At 42.6% G+C, this 18,292-nt stretch carries 18 protein-coding genes; 7 read left to right on the plus strand and 11 right to left on the minus strand.

The window, feature by feature from the left end:
* Positions 1-3: 3 nt before the first annotated feature.
* The 5 genes from H562_RS0107180 to H562_RS15550 form a co-directional block, all read right to left on the minus strand.
* A complete protein-coding gene (locus H562_RS0107180; RefSeq protein ID WP_027376879.1) occupies positions 4-390 on the minus strand; it encodes a hypothetical protein in 387 nt (128 codons plus the stop codon).
* Between the two features lie 42 nt (positions 391-432).
* Positions 433-795: a four helix bundle protein gene (locus tag H562_RS0107185; protein ID WP_027376880.1), complete on the minus strand. Its 363-nt coding sequence runs from the start codon at positions 793-795 to the stop codon at positions 433-435.
* 63 nt (positions 796-858) lie between these two features.
* Positions 859-2,262 carry a nucleoside recognition domain-containing protein gene (locus tag H562_RS0107190; RefSeq protein ID WP_027376881.1) on the minus strand — a complete coding sequence of 468 codons (1,404 nt, stop codon included), beginning with the start codon at positions 2,260-2,262 and terminating at the stop codon, positions 859-861.
* A 95-nt stretch (positions 2,263-2,357) separates the two neighbouring features.
* Positions 2,358-3,401 carry a PA0069 family radical SAM protein gene (locus tag H562_RS0107195; RefSeq protein WP_027376882.1) on the minus strand — a complete coding sequence of 348 codons (1,044 nt, stop codon included), beginning with the start codon at positions 3,399-3,401 and terminating at the stop codon, positions 2,358-2,360.
* Between the two features lie 85 nt (positions 3,402-3,486).
* Complete coding sequence (locus H562_RS15550) at positions 3,487-3,681, minus strand: hypothetical protein (protein ID WP_084466344.1); 195 nt, start codon at positions 3,679-3,681, stop codon at positions 3,487-3,489.
* Between the two features lie 211 nt (positions 3,682-3,892).
* On the opposite strand from H562_RS15550, the gene H562_RS0107205 reads away from it, so the two are divergent.
* From H562_RS0107205 to H562_RS0107235, 7 genes are all read left to right on the plus strand, one after another.
* Positions 3,893-6,007, plus strand: coding sequence for a prolyl oligopeptidase family serine peptidase (locus H562_RS0107205; protein WP_027376884.1), 2,115 nt, complete (start codon positions 3,893-3,895; stop codon positions 6,005-6,007).
* 78 nt (positions 6,008-6,085) lie between these two features.
* Complete coding sequence (locus H562_RS0107210) at positions 6,086-6,805, plus strand: class I SAM-dependent methyltransferase (RefSeq protein ID WP_027376885.1); 720 nt, start codon at positions 6,086-6,088, stop codon at positions 6,803-6,805.
* 71 nt (positions 6,806-6,876) lie between these two features.
* Positions 6,877-8,637 carry a DNA mismatch repair endonuclease MutL gene (mutL, locus tag H562_RS0107215; protein ID WP_027376886.1) on the plus strand — a complete coding sequence of 587 codons (1,761 nt, stop codon included), beginning with the start codon at positions 6,877-6,879 and terminating at the stop codon, positions 8,635-8,637.
* A gap of 3 nt (positions 8,638-8,640) precedes the next feature.
* Entirely contained in the window at positions 8,641-9,288 is a 648-nt protein-coding gene (locus H562_RS0107220) for a rhomboid family intramembrane serine protease (RefSeq protein WP_027376887.1), read from the plus strand.
* A 9-nt stretch (positions 9,289-9,297) separates the two neighbouring features.
* Positions 9,298-10,275, plus strand: a complete 978-nt coding sequence (locus H562_RS0107225) for an endonuclease/exonuclease/phosphatase family protein (protein ID WP_027376888.1) — start codon at positions 9,298-9,300, stop codon at positions 10,273-10,275.
* A 2-nt stretch (positions 10,276-10,277) separates the two neighbouring features.
* Complete coding sequence (locus H562_RS0107230) at positions 10,278-10,661, plus strand: hypothetical protein (protein WP_027376889.1); 384 nt, start codon at positions 10,278-10,280, stop codon at positions 10,659-10,661.
* Between the two features lie 35 nt (positions 10,662-10,696).
* On the plus strand, positions 10,697-11,029 hold the full coding sequence (locus H562_RS0107235; RefSeq protein WP_027376890.1) for a hypothetical protein: 333 nt from the start codon (positions 10,697-10,699) through the stop codon (positions 11,027-11,029).
* Between the two features lie 5 nt (positions 11,030-11,034).
* Here the strand turns inward: H562_RS0107235 and H562_RS0107240 are convergent, their stop codons facing one another.
* From H562_RS0107240 to H562_RS0107265, 6 genes are all read right to left on the minus strand, one after another.
* Positions 11,035-12,549, minus strand: coding sequence for a GH3 auxin-responsive promoter family protein (locus tag H562_RS0107240; RefSeq protein WP_027376891.1), 1,515 nt, complete (start codon positions 12,547-12,549; stop codon positions 11,035-11,037).
* 104 nt (positions 12,550-12,653) lie between these two features.
* The gene (locus tag H562_RS0107245) at positions 12,654-13,064 is read right to left on the minus strand and encodes a BrxA/BrxB family bacilliredoxin (protein WP_027376892.1); all 411 of its coding nucleotides are present in this window, start codon (positions 13,062-13,064) and stop codon (positions 12,654-12,656) included.
* A gap of 235 nt (positions 13,065-13,299) precedes the next feature.
* A complete protein-coding gene (locus tag H562_RS0107250; RefSeq protein WP_027376893.1) occupies positions 13,300-13,746 on the minus strand; it encodes a GatB/YqeY domain-containing protein in 447 nt (148 codons plus the stop codon).
* A gap of 168 nt (positions 13,747-13,914) precedes the next feature.
* Positions 13,915-15,756 carry a cell division protein FtsZ gene (ftsZ, locus tag H562_RS0107255; RefSeq protein WP_027376894.1) on the minus strand — a complete coding sequence of 614 codons (1,842 nt, stop codon included), beginning with the start codon at positions 15,754-15,756 and terminating at the stop codon, positions 13,915-13,917.
* An 85-nt stretch (positions 15,757-15,841) separates the two neighbouring features.
* Complete coding sequence (gene ftsA / locus H562_RS0107260) at positions 15,842-17,209, minus strand: cell division protein FtsA (protein WP_027376895.1); 1,368 nt, start codon at positions 17,207-17,209, stop codon at positions 15,842-15,844.
* 64 nt (positions 17,210-17,273) lie between these two features.
* The gene (locus tag H562_RS0107265; RefSeq protein ID WP_027376896.1) at positions 17,274-18,269 is read right to left on the minus strand and encodes a cell division protein FtsQ/DivIB; all 996 of its coding nucleotides are present in this window, start codon (positions 18,267-18,269) and stop codon (positions 17,274-17,276) included.
* Positions 18,270-18,292: the final 23 nt, after the last annotated feature.

Genomic DNA, 18,292 nt, shown 5'->3' on the forward strand with positions numbered 1-18,292 from the left:
GGTCTACGCCTTTTTCAGTTCACCGATGCGACTGACTATCGGCATGGAGAAAACTCCGCTCGTCCGCAGATAATGTTCATAAAAAGTTACCGCTTTGTCAGCAAAATCGGGAGTCGGGTTTTCTTTGTTCTTAAAGTAAAACAGGTTTCCCAACAATTCGAAATAGGGAATATGGTGACTTTTGTCCTTTGCGCTGATCATCCCGATGATCTCATCTGTCGGTGTCGAGGCCAGACTTTCGAAGTCCATTTTTAAGGTATCATTCATATTGGTATCAAAAATCCGCTGTAACTCTGCCGGATCGCCGCTGTTGCCTCCAATGATCATCTTTGAAAGGAATTCCGAAAACTGCTTTACAATTCTGATGATGTAATCTTTGTCGTGTATCATGTTATTTATTTTGGTGCAAGGTTCAAGTTGCAAGGTTCAAGGTTATGAGCGCCAATTATTTTTGACGTATTCTGTATAATTATGGAGTTTCCCTCCTAAGAGTTTATATTTTTCAAGTATCTCATTAAATTCTGTAATATCAGGATATAGACGAGTAATCTCTAATAAATGATTGGTTGTTTCATCACAACTGCTATGCGAAAAAACAAGAAATCTGAGGTAATCGGCTTTATACGATCGCCTGCCATAACCTTCGACAATATTAGAATTGACGGAATCAGATGAACGTCTTAACTGACTTCCAAGTTCATATAACTCATATTTTGGCAGTCTAAAAGAGAGTCGATGGGTTTCGATAAACAACTCAAAAGAGAGGTTGTAAATGTCAAGTTTATTGTAACTCATATATAAAGTTTTAAATATAATAACACCGTTCCCTGTACCTTGCATCCTGAATCTTGCAACCGTTTAAGCAAAGAAAATATAAGCCAAAATTACAGAAGTTATCACTCCAACCAAATCAGCCAAAAGCATCGCTGTCACTGTATATCTTGTATTTTTAATGCCGACTGCCCCGAAATATACAGCGATTACATAAAAAGTGGTATCGGAACTTCCCTGTAAAACGGCTGCCAGTCTTCCCTGGAAACTGTCGGCACCAAAAGTCTGCATCGTGTCAACCATCATTCCCCGGGCTCCGGAACCTGAAAGTGGTTTGATTAAAGCCGTTGGTAATCCATCGACGAATCTTGTATCAAAACCAGCGACCTGCGCAACCCATTTCATTCCATCGATCAAAACATCGAAAACGCCTGAAGTTCTTAATAAAGAAATTGCGATCAGCATTCCCACGAGATAAGGAATGATTTTTACGCAGGTCCAGAAGCCTTCTTTCGCACCGTCAATAAACGCATCGAAAACATTTATCTTCTTGTAAACGCCGCCAAGCACGATCGCAAAGAAAATAAACAAAATAATTCCGTTGCTCAGCAGTTTACTGAAACTATCGAGCTCTCCTTTGGAAAGGCTTACCAAATAAACCACCAACAGCGCAATGATGGCAGAGATTCCACCCACATATGCAATTACAGTCGGCTGGAGCAGGTTAATTTTCTGATAAAGTGACACTACGATCATAGCGGCAAGAGTTGCCGAAAACGTAGCGATCATACACGGCAGGAAAATATCAGTTGGCGTGTGAGAGCCCATGGACGCGCGGATGGCAATAATAGACACAGGAATCAAAGTAAGTCCACCTGCATGCAGGCACAGAAACATGATCTGTGAATTGCTCGCCCTTTCTTTGTCCGGATTCAAGGTCTGCAAACTTTCCATTGCTTTTAAGCCAAAGGGTGTGGCTGCATTGTCAAGACCCAGTAAGTTGGCTGAAAAGTTCAGCAGCATATGCCCGAATGAAGGATGGTTCTTTGGGATCTCGGGAAACAGTTTGGAAAAAAATGGCTGGATCATGCGCGAAAGCAGCCCAATGCCGCCGGCTTTTTCAGCAATGCTCATAAACCCCATAAACAGTGTCATAATGCCGATCAGTCCAAGGCTGATTTTTACGGCAGTTTCTGAGGTGCCGATAACGCCATCGCTTTCCTGAACGCGGTATACAGCGATATTTGCCTGTGCAGAATCAGTTTTATAATGGATCCGGTTGGCGGCAAAATCGGGTTTACCCACAAGGCTGTCCATAATCAGCGGTGAAAGTTCGGCTGTGGATTTGGTTGCAATCTGTACTGTGTCGCCGCTTTTACCTACAACCATATCGTTGTAGATCGCCTTGTAATTATCGGAGAAAATATATTTTATACTTGCCACCAAAATCGCCACTATAATAAAGGCGCTCCAGATTCTGCTTAAAACCATTTTATAAAATTTCGATAAAAATAACTAAAAACTTTCTGTATTAGTTTGAATGAGGAGTTTTATTAAAGCCGGAAATCCTTAAAAAAAAATTTTAATCAGAAAAGCCGAAGTTGCTGTGTGCGTGTGCCGGTAAAATTTTCGGTGGAGAGTTTTGGAGCTTCGCGCCCGGCAAAATACTTTCTTTTTCCCAGTGCGAAAGTGTTATGGATCATTTCTGCGATATTTCCTTCACCTTTGTAGCGCTCGTACATGCGCTTGTCGCCAAGATTCCCGCCGCGCATGGAGCGGATGAGGTTCAGAACTTTCTGCGCCCTGTCGGGGAAGGAGGCCATGAGCCAGTTTACAAAAACCGGTTCTACAGTGTCGTTTAGCCGCACCAATGCATAACTGGCTTTTAACGCGCCGGCTTCCGAAACTGTTTTTAAAATATTCAGACTCTCATCGCTAGTTAATCCTGGAATTACCGGCGCCACCATAACGCCTGTGGGAATTTTATGTTCCGTGAAAATCTCTATGGCTTTCAGTTTATTTTTTGTGGTAGACGTTCTGGGTTCCATTTTTCGGCGAATCTCTTCGCTGATGGTCGGTATGCTGAACGAGACTGATACCAGATTCTGTGCTGCAAGTTCCTGCAGAATATCCAGATCCCGAAGCACGAGTGCGTTTTTGGTTAAAATGGAAACCGGATGGCGGTAAGCCAGGCAGAGCTGCAGAATTTGCCGCGTAATTTCAAACTGTCTTTCGGCGGGTTGGTAGCAATCGGTGTTTCCGGAAAGTGTGAGTGTTTTCGGTATGTAATTTTTTTTCTGAAAAAACTTCTCCAGCAGTTCCGGTGCATTTTTCTTCACCATGATTTTTCTTTCGAAATCGGTTCCTGCGGAAAATCCCCAGAATTCATGCGTTGGCCGCGCGAAACAATAGGAGCAGCCGTGTTCACAACCCTGATAAGGATTTAGTGAATAATCCATGGCCAGGTCCGGACTTTTTACTGAATTAACGATCGTTTTCGGGAAGACTTCAGTGAACTGTGTTTTTTGAGCCTGAAAATTATCTTCATCAGGTTCAAAAGTGTACCTGTCGAAACGGTTGATCTCATTTCGCTGTGCGCCCTGACCTTTTTTAAAATTGTCGTCCGACATGTTGCCCGTATTTAATACAGAAGATAATTTACGAAAAAATCCTGAATTCATTGAAAACAGGATGGTGGTTTTTTTGTGTGAAATGTTACTGCATGGCCAAAAATTCTACATCGTGATTGCCATCTTCTTTATATCTTTTCTCAAAGTGCCGGTGAAAATCTGCGTAGTAATCGTGGTAATCGCGTCTTTTCTTTCTAAGATATTTCTGTATACCGAAAATGCCGAGCCCGACCAGAATGCCCAAACTCCCCGCTATTATAATGCCTGTCTCCTTTTTCATATTTTAAAAATTGTTCTGAGATCGTGTGCAAAAAACATTCCTTTTGCTGTGACCGGTTTTGTAAAGTTTGTTAAAGTTAGCGAAATACTTTTCGCGGAACTCTTAAAATACAAATACTTTTCTGCGTTTGATTTTTGGGTTAAAGGCTTTTGAAATGTTTTCCACTTTTTATTTCACTTAAAAAATCCTATTTTTGAGCAAATGCTATTTTATGAACATTAAAACTATGGCAGTCGGTGCTGCGGGCTTTTTGCTGGCGTCGTGCATGACTCAGAAAATGACAAACGCGTTGAAATACCCTGAAACAAAGAAAACAGATTTCTCTGAGGAATATTTTGGGACCAAAGTTAATGATCCCTACCGTTGGCTGGAAGATGACCGTGCAGAAGATACCAAAGACTGGGTGCAGCGCGAAGTTTCATTTACCAGTGATTATCTGGCCAAAATCCCTTTCCGGGAAGAGATCCGCACACAACTGAAAGATATCTGGAATTATGAAAAAATCGGTGCTCCGTTTAAAGAAGGAGGTTACACTTACTTTTATAAAAATGATGGCCTGCAGGCACAGGCTGTTCTTTACCGGACCGATAAATCGGGGAAGACCGAAGTCTTTTTGGATCCCAATAAGTTTTCAGAAAAAGGCACCACATCTCTGGCGGGAGTGTCATTCAATAAAAAAGGAAATCTTGTAGCATACTCCATTTCGGAAGGCGGCAGCGACTGGAATAAAATTATTATCCTGAATGCTTTAACAAAGGAAAAAATCGATGAAACCATTATCGATGTGAAGTTTTCGGGTCCATCCTGGCTTGGTGATCAGGGATTTTTCTATTCCAGTTACGACAAACCGAAGGGCAGTGAACTTTCTGCAAAAACAGACACCCATAAAGTGTATTTCCATAAACTGGGAACCAAACAGGCTGAAGATAAACTGGTGATCGGCGGCGATAATTTTAAAAGAAGATATATGGGAATGGGCGTTTCCGATGATGAGCGCTATCAGATCCTCAGTGCTTCCGAAGCCACAAACGGAAATGAACTTTATATAAAAGACCTTAAAAATGCAACCGATTTTATTTCGGTTCAGAAGGGTTATGATTACAATACCAGTTTTGTAGATTCCAAAGGCGATATTATTTATGCTTTAACAGATAAAGATGCGCCGAATATGCGACTTATCAAATTTAATATTAATGAGCCGCAGGTCTGGACCGATGTAATCCCTGAAACTGAAAATGTACTGAATGTGTCTACCGGCGGCGGTTATATTTTTGCAAAATACATGCAGGATGCGGTAACCAATGTAAAACAGATGGATTACGCCGGTAAGCTTATCCGCAATATTGATCTTCCGGGAATTGGCACAGCAGGCGGCTTCAGCGGAAAAGAAAAAGAAAACGATCTTTACTATTCCTTCACCAATTATATTACGCCCGGCACAATTTATAAGTTCAATGCTGATACGGGGAAATCAGAAATTTATCAGAAACCAAAAGTAAAATTCAATCCCGAAAATTACGTGTCGGAACAGGTTTTCTACACTTCGAAAGACGGAACGCGCATCCCGATGATGATCAATTATAAGAAGGGCCTGAAACTCGACGGGAAAAATCCGACCATACTTTACTCGTATGGCGGTTTCAATATCAGCCTGCAACCTTCATTTTCTACCGTTAATGCAATCTGGATGGAAAATGGCGGAATCTATGCCGTGCCAAATATCCGCGGTGGCGGTGAATACGGCAAAAAATGGCACGACGCCGGAACCAAGATGCAAAAGAAAAATGTTTTCGAAGACTTTATCGCGGCCGGCGAATATTTGCAGAAAAACGGTTATACCTCCAGTGAATATATGGCGCTTTCGGGCAGATCCAACGGTGGACTTCTTGTAGGTGCTACCATGACCATGCGGCCCGATCTTGCCAAAGTCGCTTTCCCGGGAGTAGGTGTTTTAGATATGCTGCGGTATAATAAATTTACGGCCGGCGCAGGTTGGAGTTACGATTACGGAACTGCCGAAGACAGCAAAGAAATGTTTGACTATCTGAAATCTTATTCACCGGTGCACAATGTGAGAAATGGCGTGTGCTATCCATCGACGATGATCATTACAAGCGATCACGACGACCGGGTTGTTCCCGCGCACTCGTTTAAATTTGGTGCCGAGCTCCAGGAAAAACAGGCCTGCAGCAATCCGGTTCTGGTAAGGATTGAAACCAATGCCGGTCACGGCGCAGGCCGAAGCACAGACCAGGTTATCGGTGAGAATGCTGATATCCTCAGTTTTGCCCTTTACGAAATGGGTTTCAAAACATTGAAAAAATAAGAATTCCATCCATAGATAAAAAACTTCCTGAGTTGTTCGGGAAGTTTTTTGTGAATTTAAAAACAGTAATTTTACCTGATGAAACAAGAGGAAATTTCCGGATTTTATGACGAATTTGTGCAGCGCCAATTGAAAATCGGTGCCAATGAACGCCTAATTTCACTGTATAAAAGACTGCTGGCTTTGGGGCTGAAGGAAGAATCCAGCGTTTTGGAACTTGGCTGTGGCGTGGGAATATTCACCAGACTTTTAAGTAAAAAAATTTCAAAAGGATTCATTGAAGCCGTAGATCTTAGCGGAAAAAGCGTTGCTGTGGCAAAAAGCGAACTTCAGGCGAAAAAAAACATTCATTTTGATGTAGCTGATGTGGTGGTGTATAAGCCCAAACACCCCAGCTTTGATTTTATTACTTTGATGGATGTAATTGAGCATATTCCCCTGGAACATCATGCTGCATTATTTGCGAATTTAGCCGGGATCGCTGGTGATAAAACGCGTATTGCCATCAACATTCCCAATCCACAATATATCGCTTATGCCCGAGCCCATCACCCGGAAAGCTTGCAGGTGATCGATCAGGAAGTTGAACTTTTCCCACTGATGAAACACTGGGAAGATCACGGTCTGGAACTGGTCTTTTTCGAGAAGTACGGTATTTGGGAAGCCGAAGATTATCATTTTATGGTTCTCAGAAAAAAACAGAAATTTCAGCTCAAACATCTGGCCGATGAACGCAGCCTGGCTGAAAAAGCAGTGCATAAATTCACCGGAAAAATCGACGGACTCAAATACAGATAAGAAAAAGCATTTCCCGAAAAAATTCCTGAAAAGCCCATCGGAATACTTAATTTTGCCGAGATTATTACTTTATGTCAGACATCATCAAACTTTTACCCGATCATGTTGCTAACCAGATCGCCGCGGGCGAAGTGGTGCAAAGGCCTGCTTCGATAGTGAAAGAACTCATGGAAAACGCGATCGACGCGCATGCCACAAAAATTGAACTCATCATCCGTGAGGCCGGTAAAAACTTAATCCAGGTTGTTGATAATGGCAGCGGTATGAGCGATACCGATGCACGGCTCGCTTTTGAAAGGCATGCCACCTCCAAAATCAATTCCACCGAAGATATTTTCCGTATTGCCACCAAAGGCTTTCGGGGCGAAGCGCTGGCTTCCATCGCAGCAGTTGCGCAGGTAGAACTGAAAACCAAAACCAAAGACGCCAAAACAGGCACCAATATCTATATTGAAGGTGGCGGTTTCCAGTTTCAGGAACCCATACAAACCGCAGAAGGCAGTAATTTTCTGGTCAAAAACCTTTTTTATAATGTGCCTGCCCGCCGGAAATTTCTTAAAAATAACAATGTAGAATTCCGGCATATTATTGATGATTTTCAGCGCGTTGCCCTGGCTCATGAGAATATAGATTTTGAGCTTTTTCATAACGATGATATTATTTTCCGTTTACGGAAAGCAAGCACACTGCAACGGATCGTGGATATTTTTGGGCGCAAGCTGCAGCCGCTTTTGGTTCCCATAAAAGAAGATCTGGGCTGGGTGAAGCTCAATGGTTTCGTAGCCAAACCCGAAGGTGCGAAAAAAGTCCGGGGCGAGCAGTTCCTTTTTGTGAATGGCCGGTTCTTTCGCAGCGCTTATTTTAACAAAGCTGTTCAGGATGCTTTCGAAGGATTGCTGCTCCCTGGTTACATTGCCACATTTTTTCTTTTCCTGGAACTGGATCCCGAGAAAGTAGATGTAAACATTCATCCCCAAAAAACCGAAGTAAAGTTTGAAGATGAGAATCTGATATTTGCGCTGATACGGTCCACCATTAAAAAATCCCTTGGGATATATAATGTGGCGCCAAGTCTGGATTTTGAGCGCGATACCGCAATCGATGCCTTTGTGCATAAACCCAATTTCGGTGGTGCGTATAGAACGCCTGAAATTACTGTCGACCGCAATTACAATCCTTTTCTGGAAGAGAAGGTTTCCGCGGGCGAGAAGATTGCCATGACCGATATTTACCAGCAGAGCATCCCGGCAGAACCCTCGAAAATTAATCTTTTTGAAGATGAAGACTTCGATGAAGATATCATGCGTTTACCCAACGGTTACTGGCTCTTTAATAAAAACGGCAAAACGCTGATGCTGGATCTTGGCAGAATGCACCGGTTGGTGGTCAGTCAGCGGAATGGCGGCCGCAAACGCAGCCAGGAAAAACAAACGCTGCTTTTCTCGCTGGAATATCATATGAATGAGATCGAGAAACATAAATTCCGTTCCATTAAGAAATATTTGCCTGAGCTCGGCTTCGATATGATCATTGCGAATGATAATGTTCTGCGTATAGATGCCGTACCCGAAGGTTTAAAGGAAACGCAGGTCATGAAATTTATGGAGCAGCTTTTCGAAATCCTGGAGTATACCAATGAGGAAGATTTTCTGGCATTTTATGATCAGCAGTGGCTGAAACTGCACAGCAAATCCCGTTTCGATTTCCTTTATAAATCCGAGGCTGAGCAGGTGATCAAGGATTTTACCGAACTTGGCTTTCCCGACTTTTTGCCGAGCGGAAAAAGATGTTTTATAGAGGTCCCGCTCGACGAATTAAAAAATAAATTTTAAACTATGTTCCCCCGATTAACGCCTGTTACCAAAACCATACTCATACTCAATGTGCTGATGTACCTGGTTTCGAATTTCTATATGTTCCCGAAACTTTATGAACTGTTCTCAGTTTTTTATATCGCTTCACCTTATTTCGAACCGTGGCAGATCATCACACACATGTTTATGCACGCACCTATGCAGGGTCCGGGCATCGGGTTAACGCATATTCTCTTTAACATGCTTACACTGCTGAGTTTTGGGCCTGTGCTGGAGCAGTTTTTGGGCGACAGGAAATATCTGATCCTGTATTTTGCAAGCGGTATCGGCGCCTACTTTCTGAACTGTGGCTGGAATTATTTTGAGATCGTGCAGCTTGGTATCAGCGAAGAAACCATTAACAATATACCGATGATGGGAGCTTCCGGTGCAATATTCGGTGTGGTGGCCGCATTCTCTACGCTTTTTCCTGATGCCAAGATGATCTTCATGTTCATTCCGTTCCCCATTAAAGCCAAATATCTTTTACCCGGGATCATCGTCATATCGCTTTATCTTGGTTTCAGTGGAAGCATGGGCGGTATTGCACATTTTGCCCATATCGGTGGTGCAATTGTGGGATTTGTGCTCGCCAAATACTGGAAGGATAACCGCTACCGAATCAATTAAAACCTTGCTGTGAACATTTTCCGTGGTATTCTTACTTTAGGTCATCTTGTGATCCTGGCCTTACTGGCAGGAACTTATCTGAACGCGTATATCGCACCGCAGACTTTGGTATGGGTGAATCTGCTGTCACTGCTTTTTCCCGTTTTGGTAATTCTGCATTTCCTGCTGTGTTTCGTTTGGATTGTACTTCGCCAAAAAAAAGCAGTTTTTTTCCTGTTATGCTCCATTCTTTTTTATAATCCGATAAAAAGGTGGATCAACTTCACCGAAGAAAGCGCGGAAAAGCCCAATCTGAAAATCGTGACGATGAACATCAAAGGTGGTTCAATGGGTCGTGAAGCCATCAATGAATATCTGGCAAATACGCAGGCAGACATCATCTTTGGACAGGAATGCGGCAGTGAATTTCAAATTCCGGGCTATTCTTATAAAACTACAGATTATCCTATTGTAGCCTTAAATTCCAAAACCGAAATTATAAATCAGGGCAAGATCACCATGACCGGCAACGGCAACTCCTTTTTTGCGGATGTTAAATTTAATGGCAAGATCATTCGCGTGATCAATCTTTATTTAAATCCGTTCTCCTTTGAAAAGCAAAAAGTAAAACCTGCTGAAGATCTCGAAAAAAACCAGACAAAGATCAAATATGTGCTTCACCGTTTACTGCCTGTTTTTAAAATTCACCAGCAGGAAATTGCGGAGATCCGGCGGGCGGTAGAAAGTTCTCCGTATCCTGTGATCCTCGCCGGTGATTTTAATGCAGTGCCCAATTCTTACGAGTATTATACCTTGGGCAAAGGACTTACGGATGCTTTTATGAAAGCAGGGAAAGGCAGTGGCACGAGTTTCCATGATTATAAATTCCCGCTGAGGATCGATTATATATTTACATCCCCCGAAATAAAAGCCGTGAGTTATAAAGTAGACAGAAGCGTACATTTGTCGGATCATTTTCCGGTATTAGCAGAATTTAACATTAAATAGAAATGAAGAATATAACCATTGTTTTAAGTTTCCTTTTTTTATTTTCCTGCGGCAAGAAACCTGTGCCGGCACCGGTAATTGCTGAGCTCAGCAGTTCCTCAGCACCATATGATACCACGGCGGTAGATTCTTTTTCCGCAGGTGCAACAACTGTAAATATTGCGAGACAGATACGAATCTCATCTTTAAAATACCAGGATTCGCTACAGCAGAGCCGAAAGAAATCTGAAGCTGAAAAGCAGTTAAAAGCCGAAACTGCGGAAAAAGATAAAGCTGCAAAAAAGCCCGGCGAGGAAAAGAAAAAAGCAGAGGCCTTAAAAATTAATATTGATAAAACGAAACCAGCAGAAGAAGTTACTGCGGTAAATCCTGTCGGCAAGCCCTAAAATTTTTTATTTTTGAAAGGAAAATACATTTTATTATGAAAAAACATGTTATCGTAAGCTGTGCTGCTTTTTTCTCTTTAATGGCCTGCAGCCAGTCTGAGACAAAAACTGAAACCTCCGAAAATCCCGACGGAACTGTGACGAGAACAACTGTAGAAACCACAAAAACTACTGCACTCGATTCTGCGACCGTACAGTCAACTGTAGACAAAGCCAAAGAAAAGCTGAATGTGGCCGCCGAAAAAATTGATTCTGCTGCCGATAAAGCCGGTCATCAGTTAAAGAAAGTGGGCGAAAATGTGAAAGACGCCGCAGACAGAGGCGCTGTAAAAGTGGAAAAGAAAACCGAAGAGATCCGCAAAAAATAGGCGCTCTATTTGTTCATCTCCAGTAAGGGTTCTATATATTCCCGGTCATTGCTCAGCCGCGGCACTTTATTCTGACCACCCAATTTTCCCCGTCCCGACATCCAGCGGTAAAAGAGCTGGGGTTTGGCCATGTGAACAACCGGTTGTTTCAGCGTGATATTATTGTACCGTTTCGCCTCGTAATCGGAATTGATCGATTTCAGGTGACCATCGAATATTTCTGTGAAATGCGCCAGATTTTGCGGTGCTGTTACAAATTCAAAGATCCATTCGTGGGCCCCGCTCTCGCCGTCTTTCATAAAAACAGGTGCGCCCGTAAAATCTGAGACTGTAGAATTTGTAATCTCACAGGCTTTGGCCAGGGCAGTTTCCACATTGTCGATCATCAGTTCCTCGCCGAAAGCATTGATATAATGTTTGGTGCGGCCGGAAATCTTGATCCTGAAAGGTTTCAGAGAAGTAAACCGCACCGTATCGCCGATGAGGTAACGCCAGAGTCCGCTGTTTGTAGTGATGACCATGGCGTAATTTTTTCCGATCTCTACTTTCTCCAGCGGCACTGCACGCAGGTTTTTTGGATCAAATGAGTCCATCGGAACGAACTCGTAAAAGATTCCGTAGTCCAGCATCAAAAGCATCTCGTCGCTGCCGTGCTGATCCTGAATACCGAAAAAACCTTCGGAGGCGTTATAAATTTCGTAATAGTTAATGTCTTTGCCCAGCATTTTGCGGTACTGATCTCTGTACGGTTTAAAGCTGATTCCTCCGTGAAAGAAAACCTCCAGATTCGGCCACAATTCTGCTATCGTACCTTTGCCTGTGTCGGCCAGAACTCTTTGAAGCAAAACCATCATCCAGCTCGGCACGCCTGTCATACTTCCTACATCTTCATTTCGCACTTCGGACACGATCGCAGCGAGTTTACTTTCCCACTCAGACATGAGCGAGATTTTTTTACTGGGCGTGGTGGTGATCTCCACCCAAAAAGGCAGGTTTTCGATCATAATTGCAGAGAGGTCTCCAAACTTGGTGTTGTAATTTTCGTACAGTTCGGAACTTCCGCCAAGCCGCAGGTTTTTATTTAAAAACAGACAGTTTTCGGGATGATTGTTGGCGTAAATTGACAGCAGGTCTTTGCCGGCTTTAAAATGGCAGTCTTCCAGACTTTCTTCGGAGATCGGTATAAATTTACTTTTCGCATTGGTTGTGCCGGAGGATTTTGCGAATTTCCGGATATATCCCGGCCAGATGACGTCGGGATTTCCCTGACGGGCTTTCTCGATAAAAGGTTCGAAATCCTCGTAAGTTACAATGGGCACATTTCTCTGAAAATCCTCGTATGACGATATGGAACTGAAACCATTGATCTTGCCGTAATCTGTATTTTCGGCATGGTAAAGTTGAGAAAAAAGGACACCGTTCTGCGTTTCCGCCGGATGATTCATAAAGTTCTGAATCTGATCGATGCGCTGGCGTATAAACCAGTTGACCACCGTATTGAAAAGAGCTTTCGTTGCCATATTTACAAATATAATATTTTTTGCGCAAAAAGCTTGTGAGTTATTTTGGCACAAAAAATTCCGCCCAGATGGAGCGGAATCAATTTTTAACTAAGGTTTTAGTTTTAGCAGTACTGATCGTAAGCGGCCTGTAAATTTGCAGCGATAGCACCCGCAGGATTTCCTTCGATGTGGTGTCTTTCGAGCATGTGTACAAGCTCACCATCTTTGAACAGTGCTACGCACGGTGAAGTTGGCGGGAAAGGTGCAAGATGTTTTCTGGCTTCTGCTACTGCATCTACGTCATAACCTGCAAAAACAGTGGTAATCTGGTCAGGTTTCTTTTCGCCTGTTAGTGAAAAAATCACTCCCGGTCTGGCAGCACCAGCGGCACAACCACAAACTGAATTAATCATCAGCAGGGTAGTTCCTTCTTTCTTAAGTGCTTCATTCACTTCCTCGGGCGTGGTTAAGTCCTGGAAACCTTTATCGGTAAGTTCTGCTTTCATTGGCAGTACTAATTCTTCTGGATACATATCTATATTATTTAGGGTTTGTTTTGATTTCGAAGTGCAAATTTAAAAATTTTAAATGACTAAAATCTTTTAGATTAATGATCAATATCATTCCAAAGGTATCAAAAGGACTTTTTGGCAGAAAAAACCCGGAACAACAAAGGCTCCGGGTTTCAATCAAATCGATATGCAAAAGTTGAATATCAGGAATAATACATGAAGGATCGATTGAAGTTGCTCAATGACCGCTCATTTTTTAGGAGAGTAATTTCTTTGCCATGGCCGAAATGCTTTTGCCATCGCTTTTGCCGGCAAGTTTTTTACTGGCCGTACCCATTACTTTCCCAAGGTCTTTGGCACTTTCTGCACCAGTTTCATTTATGATCTGCTTCATTTCTTTTTCAAGCTCTTCTTCGGAAAGCTGCTGCGGCAGATATTTTTCGATTACCGCAGTCTGCGCGCTTTCTACTTCAGCAAGATCAGTTCTGTTCTGCGCGATAAACTGATCGTAAGAATCTTTCCGCTGTTTCACCATACGCTGCAGAATGGCAATTTCCTGCTCTGCAGAAATGTCTGCGCCTTTGGCCTCCGTTTTAAGCAAAAGAATCTGCGATTTTACCGCGCGTAAAGCATCCAGAGCGACTTTGTCTTTGGCGCGCATGGCATCTTTGATCGCCTCGCTGATGGTATTTTCTAAACTCATAATTTTTATTTTAATAATGAAACAATGTAACAGTGTAACAGTGTAATAATGTAGCGATACCTGTTTAAATATGGTTAGGTTTATCAGTAATGTAAAAAAAATTTAAAATTGTTACATTGATAAATTTCCACATTGCTACACTGCTATTGTCCAGATTGTTACAATGATTTAATCCACGTCCTTATTAAGAAAACGGTTTTCGCGCACCTGCATTTTACCGTCGCTTTCTGCAAGATAACTGCTGATCACCTGATCAGAAGCTTTAGTTCCGTCGATGGAAATATTCTTTCGGCGGAAGGCGGGGACCGTGTCGAAATCACTTTCCGAATCGAAAACCTGGTAGCGGGAATTAAACTCTTTCAGTTTATTTCTGCGCTCCATAATTTTATCAGTTGAAGTGGGCTTGGTGATGAATGTAAAATCATCTTCAACTTCCACTTTCGGCATTTGAATAACTTTTTCTGCTGCTTTATCTTCCACCTTTGTTTCGGGTTGCTGAACCGGTTCCGGTTTGATTATTGCCTTTGGTTGCGGTGTTTCAACTGCAGGTTCATCAATCGGTTCGTTTACGAAAAAACTGAACTCGATCGGCTTTTCCTCTTCAAAGTTTGGTGTTGAAGGTTTTGGTTTTTCAACAGCTCTGTCTTCCACCTCAAATTTCAAGGATTCTGCTTCCAGGTAATCGGAAGGATCATCCTGAAAAGAGAAGAGATCCAGCTCCTGCTCCTCATCAATGATTTTAAAAGTTTGATCCGGTTCTTCAGCTTCATCCAGATCGAAATGCGTTATTCTTGACGGCATTTCTCTTTCCTGACGCATTTTTTTCTCAGGAGATTTTACTTTGAACTCAGGTGTATTCAGATCTTCTTCATCATCTAAAATAAAAAGACTCCGGCGTGCGAAATTATCTCTGGTGAAATCTTCTTTATCTGTCTTGCTTCTGAAAGGTGAAGTTTTGGTTTCCGCAGGATCGACACTGTCTGCTAATGTGAACTTAATTTTTTCGGTCGTACCCGAATGTTTCTGATGGTCTTTTGCAAAACCTGTGGCGATCACGAGTACACTTACTGCATCACCCAGTTCCTCGTCGGTGCCCACACCAAAAATAATATCAGCGGTGTTGCCGGCTTCTTTTTGAATATGATCCATGATCACACCGATTTCGTCCATGGTAACTTCTTCAGAACCGCTTCGGATCAGGAGTAAAACGTTTTTAGCACCTGTAATTTTATTGTCATTTAAAAGTGGAGAATCCAGGGCTTTTTTCACTGCTTCTTCGGCTTTGTTTTCGCCAGACGCCACACCGTTCGACATTAATGCCGTACCGGAATTTGCAAGTACAGATTTCGCATCACGGAAGTCTATATTTACATCAAAATAACCTGTAATCACCTCTGCCATTCCTTTTGCAGCGTTGGTCAACACTTCATCCGCTTTGGAGAAACCGGATTTGAAACCTAAATTACCAAACTGCTGACGAAGCTTATCGTTATTAATGACGATCAGAGAATCTACATTATTTCTTAATTTATCAAGACCAAGGTCCGCCTGCTCAAGTCTGCGTTTGCCTTCAAAACTAAAAGGTACGGTGACGATTCCCACGGTAAGGATTCCCATATCTTTGGCAACTTTGGCAATAACAGGCGCTGCACCCGTTCCGGTTCCGCCACCCATTCCTGCGGTGATGAAGACCATTTTGGTGTTCTGTCCCATCGCAGCTTTAATTTCCTCGATGCTTTCGATGGCCGCTTTTTCGCCCACTTCAGGATCCGCCCCAGCGCCTAGACCTTCAGTCATCGACATGCCCAACTGAACTTTGTTGGAAACAGGATTGTTGTCCAGCGTTTGCGCATCTGTATTGCAGATCACGAAATCTACACCGTGAATGCCACGTTCGTACATGTGTTTCAAGGCATTGTTACCACCGCCTCCTACACCGATCACTTTTATAATTGAGGAATTTCCCTTTGGCAAGTCAAATGAGAATCCCTGTGTGTTCATATTTTCCATAATTTTTATGTTTAATAATTGATATTGAAATTTTTAGTCTGATAGTTGATAAAGCCATTTATCAAGCATCACTCATCATTTATATTTATTCTACTTCTTCGAAGAATTTTTTTACACTTTCCATGATTTTCTGTCCGATGGTCAGTTTGTGACGGCGTCTTTCGGCAGTGTGCAGAACTTCCTGCTCCTCTGTACGGAATTCGGGATGTTCCGGCGCTTCGACAGTTTGCTTTTCTACGGGTTCAGCTTTTTCGCTGACTTCTTCTACAGGTTCGATGCCGTTTTTCTTGTCGCGGATTTTTAAACTTTCCATTAAAAGTCCAATCGAAGTGGCATATTCGGGACCTTTTAACTGTTGGCTTTTGTCGTTTGCGACATATTCATTGGCAAAACCGATGCGGCTGTCGAAACCTGTAGTATAATTGGCCAGTTGACGCAGATGACGGAGGTTTGAGCCACCACCGGTTAAAACGATTCCTGCGATGAGCTTCTTTTTCTGTTCGAAGGCGCCGTATGCTTTAAGCTCGGTATTTACCATTTCCAGAATTTCTTCCACCCGCGCATTCACGACCTGCGCTAAGGTTTTTAAGGAAATTTCTTTATCAGGACGGCCGTGAAGCCCCGGAATCGTGACGAAAGTGCTGTCTTTTTCAAGCTCAGGAACTGCAGAACCGAATTTTACCTTCAGCTGTTCCGCATGTTTTTCAATGATCGAGCAACCTTCCTTAATATCATCGGTGATGATTCCGCCACCATAAGGAATGACGCAGGTATGGCGAATGATGTTGTCTTTAAAAATAGCAATATCGGTAGTTCCGCCGCCGATATCAACGATTGCAACACCGGCTTCTTTTTCTTCTTTGGTTAATACAGATTCGGACGAGGCCAGGGGTTCCAGAGTCAAGGCTTCCATTTCCAGTCCGGCTTCGCGCACGCAACGTGCAATATTTCGTATGCTGCCCATTTGTCCGACCACAACATGGAAATTTGCTTCCAGGCGTTTGCCGTGCATGCCGATCGGCTCCTGGATTTCGCCTTCGGAATCCACTTTATAATCCTGAGGTAAAACGTGAATGATTTCTTCGCCGGGGAGCATCACCAGTTTTTTTACCTGCTCTTTTAGTTTTTCGATATCATCTTCGGTGATATATTTATCCGGGTTTTCGCGCATGATATAGTCTGAATGCTGCAGCGAACGGATATGTTTGCCTGCGATGCCAACCGTAACTTTGTTAATGGCAACGCCGGAACTGGACTGGGCTTCTGCTACTGCGGCCTTGATGGACTGAATGGTCTGGGAAATATTGTTCACAATACCCTTGTGAACGCCCAGACTTTTTGCTTTTCCAACGCCGAGGATTTCAATTTTACCGTGTTCGTTTCTTCTACCGACAATCGTCACAATCTTTGTGGTTCCGATGTCGAGGCCTACTGAATACTCGTGATTTTCCATTTGTATGTCGATTTGATTTTATATTTTTAAACGGGTTTCAACCCGTGTCTTACTTACTGTTTCTTTATTCTATGCGCACCTTTCCCTTAGGTTTTTCTGCAGTCTTCTTCGGTGTAGCGGCAGTTTTCGGCAGTTCTTTTGTCGCCTGCTTCTTTACTGCAGTTTTAGGTTCCGCAGGTTTTTGTTTTGTAACTGTTTTAGGTTTTTCGGGAGTTTTCTTAACTGAAGGCACTGCATCTGATTTTATTTTTTTAGCAGCTTCGGCTTTTCGCTCAGCAAGAACCGGAAGTTTTGCAAGTTCTTTACGGCCTACATTTAAAATGCTGTCGTTCTCTGCAAAGTTTGGATTCAGCGTAGTCACGATTTGATTATCATATTTCACCGAAATCTTGCTGTATTTTTCAGGCTGTTGATAGATCAGATATTTTTCCACAAAAGTTTTAAAGCCTTTCACTTTAAGGTGAATGCGGTCCAGATCGCCAATCTCAACTTTATAGTTTCCTTCGCTGGTCAGCAGGGTATAGCCGCCTTTTTCTTTAGAAATGCCAATAAAATATTTTTTGCTGAATTCATCGTGGTCGATCTTACTGATGAGTTCGGCAAGTTTGCGGTAATCTTCCTGTGGAACATCGCCGGTTACAAGCATACACGCATAAGAGTAATGCGGTGAAGTGGGGAATTCAGTACCTTTTTCGTCTACATAAAAATCTTTACCATCTTTATTAAGTCTGAAAACAGGGACACGCTGTTTAATATCGAGATTCAGATTGCCGTTTAAATTCAAATACACGTTTGCACTGTCTACAGCTGCAAGGTTATTAAGTTTTTTCTCAAGTTCCGGAATGTTGAGGTCGCCGATCCTGCGCGTTGGATTCATTTTGTCTACAATGGCGGTGACTTCTTTTTCGTCAATAAAATAAACGGCATTTTTAGTTTGGGCGAGATTCACGGAAACTTTTTCCAAAGATTTATTGTTGAACCTTTTCAATGAAAAACTCAGCAGAAACCCAAAGAGGATCACTGTAATTAATATTTTTAATATTCTGAATTTGTTTTTCATTTTTTTTCCTGATGATTTTTTCT

Origin of the sequence: Kaistella palustris DSM 21579, assembly GCF_000422265.1 — a bacterium.
In the GTDB taxonomy this organism is placed as follows: domain Bacteria; phylum Bacteroidota; class Bacteroidia; order Flavobacteriales; family Weeksellaceae; genus Kaistella; species Kaistella palustris.

What these genes read in the sequence shown, in the direction of transcription:
- H562_RS0107180 (WP_027376879.1), bottom strand. Translation starts at nt 390, where the DNA reads ATGATACACGACAAAGATTACATCATCAGAATTGTAAAGCAGTTTTCG.
- H562_RS0107185 (WP_027376880.1), bottom strand. Translation starts at nt 795, where the DNA reads ATGAGTTACAATAAACTTGACATTTACAACCTCTCTTTTGAGTTGTTT.
- H562_RS0107190 (WP_027376881.1), bottom strand. Translation starts at nt 2,262, where the DNA reads ATGGTTTTAAGCAGAATCTGGAGCGCCTTTATTATAGTGGCGATTTTG.
- H562_RS0107195 (WP_027376882.1), bottom strand. Translation starts at nt 3,401, where the DNA reads ATGTCGGACGACAATTTTAAAAAAGGTCAGGGCGCACAGCGAAATGAG.
- H562_RS15550 (WP_084466344.1), bottom strand. Translation starts at nt 3,681, where the DNA reads ATGAAAAAGGAGACAGGCATTATAATAGCGGGGAGTTTGGGCATTCTG.
- H562_RS0107205 (WP_027376884.1), top strand. Translation starts at nt 3,893, where the DNA reads ATGAACATTAAAACTATGGCAGTCGGTGCTGCGGGCTTTTTGCTGGCG.
- H562_RS0107210 (WP_027376885.1), top strand. Translation starts at nt 6,086, where the DNA reads ATGAAACAAGAGGAAATTTCCGGATTTTATGACGAATTTGTGCAGCGC.
- mutL (WP_027376886.1), top strand. Translation starts at nt 6,877, where the DNA reads ATGTCAGACATCATCAAACTTTTACCCGATCATGTTGCTAACCAGATC.
- H562_RS0107220 (WP_027376887.1), top strand. Translation starts at nt 8,641, where the DNA reads ATGTTCCCCCGATTAACGCCTGTTACCAAAACCATACTCATACTCAAT.
- H562_RS0107230 (WP_027376889.1), top strand. Translation starts at nt 10,278, where the DNA reads ATGAAGAATATAACCATTGTTTTAAGTTTCCTTTTTTTATTTTCCTGC.
- H562_RS0107235 (WP_027376890.1), top strand. Translation starts at nt 10,697, where the DNA reads ATGAAAAAACATGTTATCGTAAGCTGTGCTGCTTTTTTCTCTTTAATG.
- H562_RS0107240 (WP_027376891.1), bottom strand. Translation starts at nt 12,549, where the DNA reads ATGGCAACGAAAGCTCTTTTCAATACGGTGGTCAACTGGTTTATACGC.
- H562_RS0107245 (WP_027376892.1), bottom strand. Translation starts at nt 13,064, where the DNA reads ATGTATCCAGAAGAATTAGTACTGCCAATGAAAGCAGAACTTACCGAT.
- H562_RS0107250 (WP_027376893.1), bottom strand. Translation starts at nt 13,746, where the DNA reads ATGAGTTTAGAAAATACCATCAGCGAGGCGATCAAAGATGCCATGCGC.
- ftsZ (WP_027376894.1), bottom strand. Translation starts at nt 15,756, where the DNA reads ATGGAAAATATGAACACACAGGGATTCTCATTTGACTTGCCAAAGGGA.
- ftsA (WP_027376895.1), bottom strand. Translation starts at nt 17,209, where the DNA reads ATGGAAAATCACGAGTATTCAGTAGGCCTCGACATCGGAACCACAAAG.
- H562_RS0107265 (WP_027376896.1), bottom strand. Translation starts at nt 18,269, where the DNA reads ATGAAAAACAAATTCAGAATATTAAAAATATTAATTACAGTGATCCTC.